Source organism: Sphaerisporangium dianthi, assembly GCF_042654065.1.
Taxonomy (GTDB): domain Bacteria; phylum Actinomycetota; class Actinomycetes; order Streptosporangiales; family Streptosporangiaceae; genus Sphaerisporangium; species Sphaerisporangium dianthi.
In genome coordinates this window covers 1-15,753 of sequence record NZ_JBHSFP010000067.1, presented here as the reverse complement: position 1 = coordinate 15,753, position 15,753 = coordinate 1, and the positions used below count along the sequence as shown (strand labels likewise).

Here is a 15,753-nt window from a genome sequence, read left to right as displayed (position 1 = left end):
CTCAACGGCGAGGCCATCACCGAGCCCGACCGCCGCGGCCGGCGGGTCGTCGACGACTCGTTCCTGCTGATGTTCAACGCCCACCACGAGACCATCCGCTTCACCATCCCGAAGGACTTCGGTGACGTGTGGGTCCCCGAGATCGACACCGCGGTGCCGATCGCCATCGACACCAAGCTCCACCACTCAGGAGAAGAGGTCGAGGTGGTGGGCAGATCGATCCGGGTGCTGCGCCGCGCCTGAGGTCGCTCAGTCCATATCCTCACTGCTACCGGCATAGCGACGCCACTCCTCGGGAGTAAGGCTACGGCCGGCCACCCGCCTGGCCCAGACGGCAAGAGCGTTTCCGCTGATGGGGATCCTGCCTACCGGGAGATCCCTGCTACCGATGATCACGTGATCTTGCATGTTTGTGAACACGACCCGCCTGTCGCCTCTATCACCGCGGGCATCGGCTTCCAATTCCACGGCGACCAGATCCCAGATCGTGATCCTGCCGTGCGTGAGAGCTGCGCCTCGTCTGCCGTCTGCGCTGATGTCCACGTCCTGGATGAAGCCCGCGCAGGGCATCCGTGCCACCTCCTCAAGCCCTCCGGCGGCATGCATGAAACGAACGGTATGGTCATCGCACCCCACGGCCAGCAAATCCGCGCCGTCGTTCAAAGCGACGCACGTCACAGGAATGCCGAGAGTGCGCCTGCCGATGATGTCCACAACGTCGGTGATCTGGCAGACGAGCAGTTCACCGGCTTCCTCGGTCGCAAGGCAGGCCACCCTCACATCAGGCGAATAGGCCACGGCGATCGCAGGGGCGGACATCGGGATGCCGATCATCTCCTCGTCGGCCCAGCCGGCGCTCACCCGGCCACGCCCATCGAGCCACAGGCTCGGGCCATCGCCGCCGAGCTTCCAGTGATCCGCCGGGCTGGGCCCTTTGCCCCAGTCGTCGAGCGTTAGACGATTCCGGGCTCGCGTGAAGGCGGTCGTCTCCCGTTCCTTCACGGAGATCCGTTCGATCTCGCTGCCCCCCAAGCGCCGCAGGCGGCTGCGTACGAGGCGATCGGTCGCGGCATCCGAGGATCGTTCGAGCGCCTCCACCGCGAGAAGAAGCGAGAGCACCTCGTCCCGCACGGTCTCGGCTGCTGCTGCGAGCGTTCGTGCCAATGATCGACGGTAGAGCAGCCGGTAACGATACTCATCCTCATCCCGCCGTGCTCCGCTTGCCTCGATGAAACGGCGCTCTTCGAGATTCACGTCGGTGGGCCGTTCCTCCAGCCATCGAAGGGAGGCCGCGAGCATGGAACCGGTAAGATACTCCGCATCGTCTTCGCCCGGCTGCGGTTCCATGGCGTAGTGTAACTGGCGTCGCCATTCGCGAAACGGCTTTTCAGCGTCGAGCCAGGTGTGCAACCTGTCCCATGCCCGCAGTAATGCCTCGTGGACGACTTCGACCGTCTCATCTCCGTCCTCGCGACGACTGATCGTCAATAACCGCTCGTTTGCGAGGGCGACGACAACGGGCCATTCACCCGGCGGGATATCCGCTCTGCGGGCGACACGGCGTATATCGAATTGTTCGGGCGAGATGAGGTGATTGAGGAAGAGACGGGGCACGATGACCCGCTCGGCGTCGTTGAGTGACTGGAAAATGACGTCCGCGTGGGCTGCGAGGGCCCCGTCCAGCCCTCCGATCTCCTCGTAAGCATCGAATGACAACACCTTCTGTCCGGGCCTCAGGGCCCGCCACATCTGGTCCAGTGAGAACTCAAGAAGCGGCAGCGCCCCGGGACGTTCCGCCACCGCCCTCACCAGCTTCTCCTCCAGTCGGTCGGCGATCGTCACCCCACGCAGTGCGGCGGGTGCACGGACCGCCTCGGCGAGTTCTGCCGCGTCCATCCCCCGTAGTGCGATGGCTTTGTCGCGTAGACATTCACCGAAGTCAGCGTGACGTACGAAGAACGCGCCGAAAGCATCCTCACGAAGGGCTAGTACGGCGACGAATGAAGGATGCCGCTCCTCGGCCAGGCCGGCGAGTTGAAGGAGCAACGCATCGTTCTCAAGCGATTCGCTCTGAAGGATCTCCTCGAACTGATCGATCACAAGGAGGAGACGATCGCTCCCAGCAGAGGCGCGGACCATTTCAGCGGCCCGAACGAGACCGTCTCGATGGATGCGATGCTGCCAGGCTTCCAAGTCGTCCGGCGCCACGGGAACCCGTGCTCCGGACATCCGGGCGAATCCGGCTGCCAAAGCCATCGACAAGTTCGGCCGTGGACGTATGGTGACGATGCTCCAACCCGCCGCCTGATCCCGGATCCGGGCGATCAGCCCCGCCTGCACCATGGACGACTTGCCCACCCCAGAGGCTCCCACCAGCGCCACCAGCCCGCACTGCCCGACAGCGCGTTCGAGTGCCTCGGTGTCGCCGCTTCGTCCGAAGAAGAGGTGCCGGTCCTCGACACCGAAAGCCTCCAGTCCTTTGTAAGGTGAGGGCGGCATGGAGGCCAGCACCGTCGGCCATGCCGCCACCACGCTGGACAGCGGAATGGCGTAGACGTCGGTGTCCTCACGCCCGGCGGCAGTAGACACCAGCAGTCCCAGCATCTGGCCAGAACCCTGGTCCACCACAGGGGTGCCGCTGAAACCCGGCCGAGCCACGAACACGCCTTGCGCATATTGCTGGATTTGCTGTCGGTGCGGGGTAACGAGTGGGAACATCCGCGCCCGTACCCAGCCGCCGGGACGATCGGCGACAGGGCCGTACAACAAGACCACTTCAGCCGAGTCCTGCTCACGGGCAAGTGTTATCGGGGTCGCATCCGCCGGTCGCGGCTCATTGACCAACGTCAGACCGGCCACATCGACACCGTCGAACGCACTCCCCGGCTGAGCCCAGGCCTCCACCCGCGCTCGGCGCTCCGGAGGCACGGACACAAGCAACCCGGCGACAGGAAACTCTACTCGGACGATCTTTCCCAACGGGCTGTCCGGACTGGTGAGAACCCGACCCAGCGCGGCGTTGACGACATGGGCGCACGTCACCACATGTTCGTCATCCACAAGAACACCATGACCGACGACATCGCCAGTGACGGCGGAGCGGAATCGCACGATCCCGGTGCCGGACCCGGCTGTCAAGACTCTTCTCCGGTCTCCCCTGCGTGGGCCTCCGCCTCCCCCGCGGATCGTCTCCACTCCAGATTCACCTTGAAAGTGACCTCTGCGGTTCCTTTCGCAAGGATGACTCCGGTCTCCCCGCCGAGTTTGATCCCGAATTCGACCGCCACCGTATCCGGACCGGAATCCTTGAGAACATCGATGAGTCCGGCGATCGCCGGCCGGATCGATTGTAAACTTCCCTCCAGGACTCGTGATACGTGTGCGACCGCCCTTCCCGGCTCCACCGCGGCCAGCACTACGCTGTCGCTCGGAATATCCGACCTGTCCACCTCCGCCACAACAGTGCCACCGTTATCCAGCGAGATGCGAACCAACTCCGTCACGCTATTTCTCTCCATCCCGTCCGACCTGGAAACGGATCAAAGAAGCTCAGCACCACATCCCAAAAGACCATGGCACGCCCAACGTGTCAATGAGTCGCAGTCCCGCCTCGGTCCGGGACCGCAGAGTTTTCGGCTCTGACACGAATCCAGTGGTGACGCTGATTTTCGGCCTGCCGAGATGATCACCCTCCGCCTCCTACCACGGTCACCCATGAACCCGATCTAGAGCCCCAGCGCCCCTCCTCTCCCGGAACCGTCGAAGACACGTCGCCGAACAGATCCTTCTCGTTCCTCGCGCGAAAGCATGGGACACCCGGAGAGGAGGGGGAGCCATCGCCGCTGGAAAGTCGGACTTCCAATGGCCCACACGCCCTCCCCGCCCCATGACCGAGGCTTGCACGCTCAGGCGGGCCGAATGTCCCGGTAGGAAGGGTCCTCGGTCTCTTCGTCCCCGATCTGTCGCCTGGGTTCGATGAAGAGGACACACGGCATGATTCACATGCCTGATCGTCACGGCCCACCCCGGAGGCGAACATGCTCGTCCACGAGGTCATGAGCACCACTGTCGTCACCCTTCGCCGAGAGGACTCGATACGGCGGGCGATCCGAAGGCTCTACAGCAAGAACATCACCGCGGCCCCGGTACTGGGCGACCACGGAGAGCTGGTGGGAATCGTCAGCGAGATGGACCTGCTGTGCGGAGCGTTCGATCCCGATCCCCGAGCCGGTCACCTCGTGATCAGGGCATTCGAAGAACCCGCTCCCCGACAGGTCGGCAGCGTGATGTCCACCAACGTCGTCACGGTGACCGAGACCACCGATGCCACGGTCCTCGTCGACCTGATGATCGCAAGAATGGTGAAGAGCGTCCCGGTCCTGCGCGATGAACAGGTGGTCGGAATGGTGAGCCGGCGCGACCTCATGGCGATGCTCGCCGCTTCCGACGAGACCCTCCAGGAGACCGTCGCCGAGGCGCTACGCGAACAGTTCCCCTCTGGACCTTCCTGGGATGTGACGGTCAAGGAGGGTGAGGTGGAACTGCGCGGCCACGCGGGCGAGCACCTCGACCAGATCGCCGACCTGCTTGCACGAACGGTCCCAGGGGTGAGCCGGGTCCGCCACAGCTGAGTGGAGTGGCCCGTCCTTCTCCGCTCCCCTTCGACGGCAGACGCATAGAGCCGGCGGATGTGACGTCCCGTGCGGCTCCTCAGGAGTCAGGCAGCGGCCACGGTCAACAAGCCGGCGGCTGCCGCGGACGCGCGGGAGGTCAGAGCACGTCCATGACGAGGATCAGGCCTTGGACGGAGGTCTCGTCCTCGTGAAGGGGATAGATCGTCACCTTCAGTCTCGTGGGGTGGCCGCGCCTGTTGACCGCTTCCACGGCCAGGGCCTCCTGGCCGTCCGGCGGGGTCCAGGTGCGGCCGTCGACCATGTGACGCAGTTCCGAGGCGATCCTCTCCAGGGGGAGGCCGATGTCCAGTGACTGCAGGTTCCGTCCCGCGGCCTCGTCGGCGCGCAGGCCCCACAGTTCCTCCGCTCCCGGGCTCCACATGAGCACCCGAAGTTCGGTGTCGATCACCATCACCGCCTCGCCCAGCGAGCGGACGACCGAGGCGACGAATCTGTTGGCGCGGTCGAGCTCCCCGCTGCGGGCGTTGAGGGTGTCGTTGATCTGCTGCAGTTCGTCGTTGCTGGACTGGAGCTCCTCGTTCATCGTCTCCAGTTCCTCGTTGCTGGACTGGAGCTCCTCGTTGGTCGTCTCCAGTTCCTCGTTGGTGGACTGGAGCTCCTCGTTGGTCGTCTCCAGTTCCTCGTTCAGCGACTGCAGTTCCTCGTAGGCGTGTTCCAGCTCTCTGTTGGCCTTCTCCAGGTCTTCGCGGAGCCTGCGGTACCGGGTGACGTCCTGGAAGCTGATCGCCATCCCGACCAGCTCGCCGCCGGAGTCCTGCAGGGGAACGACGGAGATCTGGAAGACCCCGGCGTCCACGATGCCAGGCCGGTGCCAGCCGACGTCCTGTAACTCGATGGGCCGCAGCTCGAGTTCCACCTGCTCGATCACCGACCGCAGCTCCGCCGGGCGATACGACACCTCCAGGTCCTGGAAGGGACGCCCGACGTTGCGCGGGTGAAGGTTGAACAGCGCCTCGGCCCGTGAGTTGACGAGCGCGAGATTTCCCGACCGGTCGACCACGATCTGCGCGACGGGGCCCGAGGCCAGCGCGGCGGTCTGGAGCTGGGACACGCGCTTCAGCGGTTCTGAGGTGAGGACGGATTCGGGCGTCCAGGAGAGCCGGCCGGGCGCCTGCGTGTGCCCGATCTTCTTGAACAGGCGCATGCGGAGGTTCACCGGCTCGAACTTGTCGCCGTGGTCGAGCAGCATCTCGGCCTTGCCGAGAAAGAGGTGGCCGAGTCGTGTGAGCGCGAAATGGAAGCGCCGCACGATGCCGGCCTGCGTCTCGGTGTTGAAGTACATCAGCGTGTTGCGGGCGAGCAGGAGGTCGACCCGCGAAATGGGGGCGTCCCGGGTCAGGTCGTTGCGGCCGAAGATGACCTGCCGACGCAGATCTCTGCGGAAGGCGAAACCCTCGTCCACCGTCTCGAAGTAGCGCTCGCGCAGGTGCTCGGGGACGTCCGTGAGCTGACGTCCCGTGTAGACGGCGGCGCGGGCGATGTTGAGGGCCTTTTCATCCAGGTCGGTGGCATAGATCTTCACGCGGCTCCGGAACTCCTCGACGCCGAGTTCCTCCGCCAGCAGCATGGCGAGGCTGTACGCCTCCTCTCCCGTCGCGCATCCGGCACTCCACACACGGATCGCCTTGTCGGCCCCTTTGGCCGTCAGTATGGACGGGATCACGGCGGATCTGAGGACCTGCCAGGCCGCGGGGTCGCGGAAGAAGGCCGTCACGTTGATCAACAGGCTGTCGAAGAGCCTGCCGAACTCGTCCGGTTCCAGTTCGAGATAATCGCGGTACTCCTCGTACCCTCGGAGGTCGAGCGCCTCCAACCGGCGGTTGACCCGGCGCTGCAGGGTGGCCCGCTTGTAACCGGTGAAGTCGAATCCCCGCGTCTCTTTGAGCATCAGAAGGAGTTCGTCCAGGTCCCGTTCCTGATCGCTCATGGCCTGGCAGCCTATCCGCGATGCCCGTGCCCGCGGGAGGCCTCGTCGTGGCCGGACGACAGCCCCCCGTCGACGGACTTGATCTTCATCTGGAGCTCGCGCAGCGTTCGCAGCGCGTCCTTGTCCTGCCGCGCCCGTTCCCGCAGGCGGCGGGCCGAGTTCAGCTGCCCCTTCCCTTCGGTGGAGACGACCATGCGGTCCATGATCCGGATGCGCTCCTCCAACCGGAGGATCGCGACCCAGAAGGCGCGTTCCACCGCTTCCGACTGTCCATCGACCATGCTCTCGATCGACCAGGCGTGCCCCACCAGGCATGCGTAGCGAGGCCGTCCCCTGTCGTCCGCCTCGAACAGCGGTCCGTTGCAGTCGGGGCAGGTGAAGACGCTGAGCCTTCCGTCGGGCCCGGGGTCGGGTTGAGTGGCCGACAGGAACAGCGACACCTCTCGCTCGGTCTCCGCGTCCGCCGTCGCGGCCTCCGCCTCGACCGGGGTGACACTCTCTCGCGCGATCCACCGGGCGATCGCCTTGACGGACCCGACGTAGGGTCGCCGCGTCACGGCCAGCGCCGCTCGCGGCATGCCGTCGAAGGCACTGTGATCAGGGTCCTGCACCGCCACGGCGCCGCCCAGGCGTTCCACCGTCGCACAGCCTCGGGCGCCGTCGTCCAAGGTTCCGCTGAGCACCACGCCGAGCGTACGCGGCCCTCCCGCCAGGGCGGCACTGAGGAAGAGCGGATCCGCGGCGGGCCGATGCCCGTGGTGGCGGGGGCCGCGGGAAAGGGCCACCTGTTCACCGCCCACCAGAAGATGGTGGTCCGGCGGGGCGACGTAAACCCTGCCGTGTTCGAGGATCTCGCCGTGCTCCGCGCTCGCGGCCTTCAAGGGGCCGGCGCGGTCGAGGATTCCCGCCAGAGCGCTGCCCGACCGGGGGGATATGTGGAGGACGACCAATACAGCGGCTCGCAGGCCGGCCGGAATCTCGCCGAGCAGTGTTCGCAGCGCCTCAACACCGCCTGCCGAAGCCGCGACGACCACGAGATCTCGGCCGGAGAGATCCTCCACGATCAGACCCTATCCCCGATACGGGCTCCCGTGCACAGCCAAATCAGATTTCTCCCGTGCACGAGCAGATAGGCATTAGCCGCTAAATGCCGTAAAGCGCCCAGGCAATGGTTTCATCGCCTCAACGGGTCGCCATCAGGGAATGACCTATACGCGCCGGCCGCACGCATCCGCGAACGGCCTACGCGAAGATGGGCTTCATCGCGAGCACTCTGATCGGAGCTCATATCGGTTATACCGATCATTGATCGTCCACGTCATTCGGCGATCTTCGTGCCGCCACTCCGGCGGAAGTTCTCTGGGAGGGGGGAGGCGGCGAGGGCGGCGCCGGGCTGCGTCCGCTCGTGGCGGCGACTCCCAGGACCGAAGCGCACACGAGTACGGCGCCCACGATCTGCACCGGCGTCAGATGTTCCCCGAACACCAGGAACGCCAGCACGCTGGTGACCACCGGTTCGGTGCTGGAGACCGCGGCTGAGGGTGCGGCGCCCAGCAGGCGCAGGCCGGCGAAGAAGGCCACGATGGCGATGACCGTGGAGACCACGGCGGTCGCCGCCGCAGCCGACCAGCCTGTGATCCCGCTGGGGAACGACGGGGTGTGGGCGAGCCACGCGCCGCCGTAGACCGACGTGGCCGCCAGGCAGACGATGGTGGTCGAGGCCAGCGGTCCGGTACCGCCCGGCAGCCGGCCACCCGCCAGGATGTACCCGGTGTAGATGACGGCGGCGGCGACGGCGAGAACGATGCCCGGCAGGTCGCCTTCCAGCTTCGGCCCGGCGACGAGGGCGACGCCCAGGGTCGCCGCGCCGGAGGCGCCCAGGGTGAGCATGGCCGGCATGCGGCGGGCGAGAACGGCGGCGCAGATCGCCACCAGCACCGGATAGGTGTAGAAGAGCACGGCCACCAGCCCGGCGGGTATCCGGGTCAGCGCGGTGAAGTAGGTCAAGGACTGCCCGACGTAGCCGACCGCCCCCATCGCCACCAGAAGTCGAAGATCACGCCCTCGCGGCCATGACGACGAGGTGAGGGCCATCACCGCCAGCAGAACGACGGCGGCGACGCCGAACCGCACCAGCAGCGCCCCGTGGACATCGGCGCCGCTCGCATAGGCGACCTTCGCGAAGATCGCCATGGCGCCGAAGCAGGCGGCCGACGCCACGATGAGACACACCCCGAACACCGCACGCGCCGGCCGATCAGGACCACTCTTCCGAGGCGCTCGGCTCAGCCGAACCCGGGTCGTGAATCGGGCCGCTCTCGCGTTCGAGCCCAGCCCGTACGGGCGTCGCCGCGCCGTCCGCTCTTCGGTTCCGCCTGCGTCGCACTCGGTCCGCATACCCGATCCACTTCCCGTCGCCGTCGGTTTCTATCGATACAGGCCGACATCGCGTAAGCCGTCAGGCTGCGGGAGGCGATCCGCGCCGTACTGCGAGAAGGTCCGGCCCCATGTCGGGCCCCGGCCGCTGCGGCGGCGTTCAACACTGTCAGTGGGCGTTCTACGACCACGCCGGCGACAAGACCGGACGTTGCTGCAACATGGCCACCTGCGGCAACAAGTCCAAGGCGAAAAGCTACCGGCGCCGGCAGGTCGAATCGGCGACCGCCGGCATTCCCCGGACTCCTTGACCGGAGTCCGGGGAATGCCGCATCCCCTCGATCTTCCCTGCGACATAGCGCGCGGCGTCTGGAGCCGGGACCCGCCTGGCCACCCGTTCCCCTGCTGTGCCAGGCCGGACCTATGATCACGAGATGCCTCAGCCCCCGCAGAAAGCGCGCCGGGCGCTCCGCTGGTCGCGCCGCTCGATCGCCATCGTGGTCAGCGTCTGCGCACTGGTGGGCGCGGTCCGCCTGGTCCTGCCGGCGACCTCCGGCATCGCCGGTGAGCCTCCCGGCGTCCGGCGGCAGTTGGCGTTCCTCCGCGCGGAGCTGAACGACGGAGCCGGGGAGGCGGCGCAGCGACTGTTCCCGGAAGGGTATTTCTTCCTTCATGTGCTGTACGGCCTGAGCTGGGTGGACCTCGGCATGCGCGGTACGGCGTCCAAGCGGCCCGAGGCGTTACGGGAAGCGCGATGGGCGTTGGCGCGGCTGGACTCGCCCTCGGGTCGCGCGCCGTTCAGCGGGACGCTGGAACCGTCGTACGGCGTCTTCTACCGAGGCTGGACGAACTGGCTGCGCGGCGGGGTGCTGAGCCTTCAGCCGGACGAGCGACGCGATCCGGGCGAACTGCGCCGGTTCGCCGACGATTCGGCCGCGCTCGGCGCCGCGTTCGACGCCTCCGCGTCGCCGTACCTGGCGGCCTACCCGGGCCAGGCCTGGCCGGTCGACTCGACCGTGGCGATGGCGTCGCTGCGGCTCCACGACACGCTGCTGCCGGCCCGGTTCGCCGGAACCGCCGAACGGTGGCTCGGCGAGGTGCGTCAACGGCTGGACCCGCGCACCGGCCTGATTCCGCACCAGGCCGACGCCGCGACCGGCGAGCCGATCGAGGTGGCCAGGGGCACCTCGCAGAGCATCGTCCACCGCTTCCTTCCCGAGATCGACCCGGCCTTCGGCGCCGGGCAGTACCTGCGCTTCCGCGACCTGTACGTCCGCTCGCCACTCGGCCTCGGACCGGCCGTACGCGAATACCCGGACGGAACGGACGGTCCCGCCGACGTCGACTCCGGCCCGCTCCCGCTCGGCGTGAGCCTGGCGGCGACCGCGGTCACCCTCGGCGCGGCCCAGGTCCACGGCGACGCACCGCTCGCCGGGGCGCTGGCCGGCTACGGCGAACTGGCCGGCCTGCCCCTGGACACCCCGTGGACCAAGCGCTACGCCTTCGGCCTGCTTCCGATCGGTGACGCGTTCCTGGCCTGGTCCAAGACCGCCCGCCCATGGGTGGCGCGAGCCCCGTACCCGCCCCCGGCGAGCGTCTCGCCCTGGTGGCGGCTCCCACTGCTGTCACTGCTCCTGGCTCTCGGCGCCGCGCCATGGGTGCCCGCGCTCGCGCGGCGATACCGGCGCCGGAACGGCGGCAGGCTCGCCTCGCACGTCTCATGACCCTGCCGCAATGCCGGCCGATCACATCGCGCCGCCGCAACCTGACCGCCGGTCGATCGCGGGCGACTCACGACGGCCCGGACGCTGTCGCCGGCGACGCGCCGAATCGGGAATGCCCGCCGGTTCGAGGCCGGCCCTTCGGCGACGCGACGGACTCGCGGCCGAAGGGCCGGGCCGCCGGAGCGGCCGGTGAAATTTTCAAGCAGTGAGCCGCCGCGCGATGCGGCCGCCCGCAGTAAGGGCAGATAGGAGCGCGTGGAAGCGTGGGCCGCCACTTGACGGTCCCGTATGCGTCGTATTTGCTTCGCCGCGACATACCGGCCGGCCGCTTGACAGTCCCATGAAGCGTCCGATGCCACGGCAGGACCGCACTCGTCAGGAGTCGTGATGCCTCTCACGTCGCGCAAGTGCTTCATCCGTCCGATGACGACCTTCCTCGCCGTCGCCGCGGCCCTGTCCGTCGTGTGGGGGGGCACGCCCACGGCGTCGGCGGCCACCGGATGCCGCGTCGCCTACACGGTGACCGACCAGTGGGCAGGCGGCTTCGGCGCCTCCGTCACGGTCACCAACCTGGGTGACCCGATCAGCGGATGGGCGCTCACCTGGTCCTTCACCGCCGGGCAGACGGTCACCCAGGCGTGGAACACCGCCCTCACCCAGGCCGGCGCCCAGGTCAGAGCGGGTGACGCGGGCTACAACGCGGCTCTGGCGACCGGCGCGAGCGCCGCGTTCGGCTTCAACGGTTCGTGGAACGACACGACCAACCCGATCCCGGAGTCCTTCGCCCTCAACGGCGTGACCTGCACCGGCGCCACGGCGACCCCGACGCCCTCCGCGACCCCGACCCCGACCCCTTCCGCGACCCCGTCGCCCTCCGCCAGCCCGTCGCCTACCGCCAGTCCGTCGCCCACGGCCCCCGGAGTGATCAAGGGGGACGGCCAGCCGGGCGACCCCAACATCACCTATGTCGGCCGCTGGGACTCCGCCCATGTCCCCCAATGGGCCGGCGCCTACATCCGGACGTCCTTCACCGGCACCACCGTCAAGATCAAGCAGCGCTCCGCGGTCAACATCTACGTCAGCATCGACGGCGGCGCCGACGTCTTCTACGCGGGCGTCTCCGGCACCGTCAACCTCACCCCGACGCCACTACGGTCGGGCACGCACACCCTCTGGGTGTCCTACCGCTCCGGCGACGTCGTCTTCCAGGGGCTCGTCCTGGACGGCGGCGCGTCGACCGTGAACATCCCGGCGGCGCCCGGGAAGCTGGTGGAGTTCGTCGGCGACTCCATCACCGCGGGGTACCTGTCCTCCAAGCTCGCCGTCAGCGCCTACGGCTGGGTCCTGGGCGAACGCCTCGGCGTACGGCACACGCAGATCGCCCGCGCGGGCTACTGCCTGGTCGCCCAGGAGGGCTGTGTCGGCCTCAGCTCCCAGTTCTTCGACCTCGGCAGCACGGGTACGGTCGCCTGGGACTTCAGCCGGTACCAGGCCAACGCCGTCGTCATCAATCTGGGCACCAACGACATCGGGCACCACGTCACGAACGCCGCCTTCCAGGCCGCGTACACGACCTTCCTGCGCAACGTCCGCGCCAAGTATCCCAATGCCGCGCTGTTCGCCATGGAGACCTTCAAGAAGCGGTACGTCGCCGAGACCAAGGCGGCCGTGGCCGCTCTCAACGGCTCCGGTGACGCGAATGTCCACTACATCTCCACGGAGGGCTGGCTGACGACGGGCACCGACTACGCCGACGGCGACGGCCACCCCAACGACGCCGGCCACATCAAGATCGCCAACCGACTCGCCCCCATCATCGCGCCCAAGATCGGCGTCACCCCCTGACGGAAACCGTCAGTGGCCAGGCCGCCGCGGCCGGGCCGGGGCGGCCGTGCTGGAGCGCACCTCCAGGCGGGTGGCCAGCTCCACCCGGTCCTCGGCCAGGGCCCCGCCGGAGGCCAGGGCCAGCACCATCTCGGCGGCGGCGGTTCCCATCTGCCGCAGGGGCTGGCGCACGGTGGTCATCGGCGGGTCGGCCCACTGGGCCAGCGGCAGGTCGTCGAACCCGACGACGCTCAGGTCCTCGGGGACGCGCAGCCCGGCCCGGTGGGCCGCCTGATAGACCCCCAGCGCCTGAAGGTCGTTGGCGGCGAAGACGGCCGTCGGCGGCTCGGGCAGCTCCAGCAGCGTCTTCCCATTGGCCCGGCCGCCCTCCACATACAGCGAGCCGGTGCGCACCAGGGCGGGATCGACCGGGACACCGGCGGAGTCCATGGCGGCGCGGTAGCCGTCCAGGCGGGCCCGGCAGCACATCAACGTGTCAGGGCCGTTGATCATGGCGATCCGGCGGTGCCCCAGTTCCAGCAGGTGGCGGGTCGCCGAGAGACCGCCGTTCCAGTTCGTCGCCCCCACCGAGGGGACGCCGTGGTCGGGCTCGCCGCGCGGATCCACCACGATCAGCGGGATGGAGCGGCTGGCCAGCCTGGCGCGCTGCCGTTCGCCGATGTCGGCCGAGACCGCGATCACCCCGACCGGGCGCCGGGCGAGCACCTGGTCGATCCAGCCCGAATGGGGAGAGCGCCGCCCGCGCATGTCGATCAGCCCCACGACTATGCCGTAGGCCTGGGTGACCTCGTCCATGCCCCGGATCAGCTCCAGCGCCCACAGGCTGTCCAGGGACTCGAAGAGGACCTCGACGACCGCGCTGGACTCGGTGGTGTCCGGCCGGCGCCGCCAGCCGTGCTCCTTGACCAGGTCCTCGATCCGGCGGCGGGTGCTGCTGGCCACCCCGGGATGGCCGTTGATGACCTTGGAGACGGTCGGGGCGGAAACACCGGCCAGCTTGGCGATGTGCGCGAGCGTGACCTCCCGGCGGGGACGCGGGGATGCGTGCGAATCGTGGGGGGAAGCGGTCACGCCGAGATTCTACGGATCGCGGGAAACGGTGTGAAAGTTACAGAATCATTCACCGGAAATATCGCCATGAGCTGCACGAAATGCTTTCTTCGATGGCGGCGGCTGTCTCATTCCGGCCCGAGGGTTCCAAGATGCGAAGCCTACGCAGCATGGGTCGGGAGGACTCCACGTGAACACGTCAGGCCGGTTGCGGCTATCGGCGGCGGCGCTGGCCGCCGCCCTGGCCGCGGCATCGATCACCGCGGTCGCCACCACGGAAACCGCCCACGCCGTCGCCCGACCGGCGCTCGGCCAGAACATCAAGGTCAACCAGGTCGCCTACACGCCCGGCGCGGCCAAGCAGGCGACCGTGATCAGCAACTCGGGATCGCCGCTGGCCTGGAGCCTGCTGGACGGTGCCGACCAGGTGGTGGCAAGCGGCACCACGACCGTGTTCGGCGCCGACTCCCCCTCCGGCGACTCCGTCCACAAGATCGATTTCTCGTCCTACACCGGGACTGGCACCAACTACGTGCTCACCGTGAACAACGAGTCGAGCCACCCCTTCGACATCGGCACCGCCGCCTGGAAGAAGCTGCCCTACGACGCGCTGGCGTTCTTCTACCACCAGCGCAGCGGCATCGCGATCACCTCCCAGTACGCCGGCGGCGGCCAGTACGCCCGCGCCGCCGGCCACCTGAACGTCTCCCCCAACCAGGGCGACAACAACGTGCCGTGCCGCAGCGACTGCGGCTACCGGCTGGACGTGCGCGGCGGCTGGTACGACGCCGGCGACCACGGCAAGTACGTGATCAACGGCGGCATGTCCGCCTGGCAGCTGGTCAACGTCTACGAGCGGGCCAAGAACATCCCCGGCGCCGACACCGGCGCCTTCGCCGACGGCACCATGTCCATCCCCGAGCGCGGCAACGGCGTGCCCGACATCCTGGACGAGGCCCGCTGGGAGATCGACTTCCTGCTGAAGATGCAGGTCCCCGACGGCCGCCCGCTGGCCGGCATGGCCCACCACAAGATCCACGACGCCAACTGGACCGGGCTGCCGCTGCTGCCCGCCCAGGACCCGCAGACCCGGGTGCTGTCGGCGCCCTCCACCCCCGCCACCTTGAACCTGGCCGCCGCGGCCGCCCAGTGCGCCCGGGTGTGGGCGTCCATCGACTCCGCGTTCTCCAGCCGCTGCCTGACCGCGGCGGAGAAGGCCTACGCCGCGGCCAAGGCCAATCCCTCGCGGCTCCCTCCGGCCTCCGATGACACCGGCGGCGGCTCCTACGCCGACACCAAGGTGACCGACGAGTTCTACTGGGCCGCCGCCGAGCTGTACGCCACCACCGGCAAGCAGACCTATCGCACCGACCTGACCTCCTCCTCGCTGTACTACGGGCGCAGCTTCACAGCCGAGGGCGCCCAGTGGGCGGAGGTCGGCAGCCTGGGCGACATCACCCTGGCGCTGGTGCCCAACGGCCTGACCTCCTCCATCGGCCAGCAGCTCCGCACTTCCTTCGTCTCAGCCGCCGACGGGCTGCTGAACATGATGCGCGGCCAGGGCTACCCGGTGCCGTTCCAGCCTCCCGGCGGCGGCTACATCTGGGGGTCCAACAACCTGATCCTCAACAACGCCGTCCTGCTGGCCCTGGCCTACGACTTCACCGGCGCCGAGCGGTTCCGCTCCGGGGTGTTCGAGACGATGGCGTATGAGTTCGGCCGCAACCCGCTCGGCTACTCCTACGTCACCGGCTACGGCGACAAGCCCTCCCGCAACGTCCACCACCGGTTCTGGGCCAACCAGCTCGACTCCTCCCTGCCCATCGCACCGGCCGGCGCCCTGGCCGGCGGCCCCAACAGCGGCCTGCAGGACCCTGTCGCCCAGCAGCGCCTCGGCGGCTGCCGACCGCAGAAGTGCTACCTGGACGACATCGACGCCTGGTCGGTGAACGAGGTCGCCATCAACTGGAACGCGGTCCTGGCCTGGATCGGCGCCTGGACCTCGGAGAAGGCCGGCGGCACCGGCCCCAGCCCGTCCCCTTCCCCTTCCCCGTCTCCGTCCCCCCCCCCCCCCCCCCCCCCCCCCCCCCCCCCCCCCCCCTCCCCCCCCCCCCCCCCCCCTCCCCCCCCCCCCCCC

At 68.4% G+C, this 15,753-nt stretch carries 11 protein-coding genes and 1 pseudogene; 6 read left to right on the top strand and 6 right to left on the bottom strand.

Going from position 1 to position 15,753, the window contains the following annotated elements; genetic code table 11:
• Positions 1 to 243 (top strand): annotated as a pseudogene (locus ACFO60_RS39935) (glycogen debranching enzyme); the annotation flags it as partial.
• A gap of 6 nt (positions 244 to 249) precedes the next feature.
• Here ACFO60_RS39935 and ACFO60_RS39930 read toward each other — a convergent pair.
• Both ACFO60_RS39930 and ACFO60_RS39925 read right to left on the bottom strand, forming a co-directional pair.
• The gene (locus ACFO60_RS39930) at positions 250 to 3,060 is read right to left on the bottom strand and encodes an nSTAND1 domain-containing NTPase (protein WP_380852461.1); all 2,811 of its coding nucleotides are present in this window, start codon (positions 3,058 to 3,060) and stop codon (positions 250 to 252) included.
• A 74-nt stretch (positions 3,061 to 3,134) separates the two neighbouring features.
• Positions 3,135 to 3,503 (bottom strand): CU044_2847 family protein, encoded by a 369-nt coding sequence (locus ACFO60_RS39925; RefSeq protein WP_380852458.1) that lies wholly within the window; start codon positions 3,501 to 3,503, stop codon positions 3,135 to 3,137.
• Between the two features lie 534 nt (positions 3,504 to 4,037).
• On the opposite strand from ACFO60_RS39925, the gene ACFO60_RS39920 reads away from it, so the two are divergent.
• Positions 4,038 to 4,631: a CBS domain-containing protein gene (locus tag ACFO60_RS39920; protein ID WP_380852455.1), complete on the top strand. Its 594-nt coding sequence runs from the start codon at positions 4,038 to 4,040 to the stop codon at positions 4,629 to 4,631.
• A 139-nt stretch (positions 4,632 to 4,770) separates the two neighbouring features.
• On the opposite strand, the gene ACFO60_RS39915 is transcribed toward ACFO60_RS39920, so the two are convergent.
• The 3 genes from ACFO60_RS39915 to ACFO60_RS39905 all read right to left on the bottom strand — a co-directional run bounded on the left by ACFO60_RS39915 (position 4,771) and on the right by ACFO60_RS39905 (position 8,853).
• Positions 4,771 to 6,621 carry a CheR family methyltransferase gene (locus tag ACFO60_RS39915; RefSeq protein ID WP_380852452.1) on the bottom strand — a complete coding sequence of 617 codons (1,851 nt, stop codon included), beginning with the start codon at positions 6,619 to 6,621 and terminating at the stop codon, positions 4,771 to 4,773.
• 11 nt (positions 6,622 to 6,632) lie between these two features.
• Complete coding sequence (locus ACFO60_RS39910; protein ID WP_380852449.1) at positions 6,633 to 7,682, bottom strand: chemotaxis protein CheB; 1,050 nt, start codon at positions 7,680 to 7,682, stop codon at positions 6,633 to 6,635.
• Between the two features lie 241 nt (positions 7,683 to 7,923).
• A complete protein-coding gene (locus ACFO60_RS39905; protein WP_380852446.1) occupies positions 7,924 to 8,853 on the bottom strand; it encodes a DMT family transporter in 930 nt (309 codons plus the stop codon).
• A gap of 275 nt (positions 8,854 to 9,128) precedes the next feature.
• Here ACFO60_RS39905 and ACFO60_RS39900 point away from each other — a divergent pair, with 275 nt between their 5' ends.
• From ACFO60_RS39900 to ACFO60_RS39890, 3 genes are all read left to right on the top strand, one after another.
• Complete coding sequence (locus ACFO60_RS39900; RefSeq protein WP_380852445.1) at positions 9,129 to 9,308, top strand: CGNR zinc finger domain-containing protein; 180 nt, start codon at positions 9,129 to 9,131, stop codon at positions 9,306 to 9,308.
• Between the two features lie 123 nt (positions 9,309 to 9,431).
• Positions 9,432 to 10,721, top strand: a complete 1,290-nt coding sequence (locus ACFO60_RS39895; RefSeq protein ID WP_380852442.1) for a hypothetical protein — start codon at positions 9,432 to 9,434, stop codon at positions 10,719 to 10,721.
• 387 nt (positions 10,722 to 11,108) lie between these two features.
• Entirely contained in the window at positions 11,109 to 12,566 is a 1,458-nt protein-coding gene (locus ACFO60_RS39890; RefSeq protein WP_380852439.1) for a cellulose binding domain-containing protein, read from the top strand.
• A gap of 9 nt (positions 12,567 to 12,575) precedes the next feature.
• Here ACFO60_RS39890 and ACFO60_RS39885 read toward each other — a convergent pair whose 3' ends face one another.
• Positions 12,576 to 13,637, bottom strand: coding sequence for a LacI family DNA-binding transcriptional regulator (locus tag ACFO60_RS39885; protein WP_380852437.1), 1,062 nt, complete (start codon positions 13,635 to 13,637; stop codon positions 12,576 to 12,578).
• A gap of 169 nt (positions 13,638 to 13,806) precedes the next feature.
• Between ACFO60_RS39885 and ACFO60_RS39880 the strand changes: the two genes are divergently transcribed.
• A partial coding sequence (locus ACFO60_RS39880) for a glycoside hydrolase family 9 protein (protein WP_380852434.1) occupies positions 13,807 to 15,753 on the top strand: 1,947 nt, incomplete at its 3' end.

Coding starts and splice junctions, on each gene's coding strand:
- ACFO60_RS39895 (WP_380852442.1), top strand. CDS start 9,432: ATGCCTCAGCCCCCGCAGAAAGCGCGCCGGGCGCTCCGCTGGTCGCGC.
- ACFO60_RS39920 (WP_380852455.1), top strand. CDS start 4,038: ATGCTCGTCCACGAGGTCATGAGCACCACTGTCGTCACCCTTCGCCGA.
- ACFO60_RS39890 (WP_380852439.1), top strand. CDS start 11,109: ATGCCTCTCACGTCGCGCAAGTGCTTCATCCGTCCGATGACGACCTTC.
- ACFO60_RS39900 (WP_380852445.1), top strand. CDS start 9,129: ATGTCGGGCCCCGGCCGCTGCGGCGGCGTTCAACACTGTCAGTGGGCG.
- ACFO60_RS39915 (WP_380852452.1), bottom strand. CDS start 6,621: ATGAGCGATCAGGAACGGGACCTGGACGAACTCCTTCTGATGCTCAAA.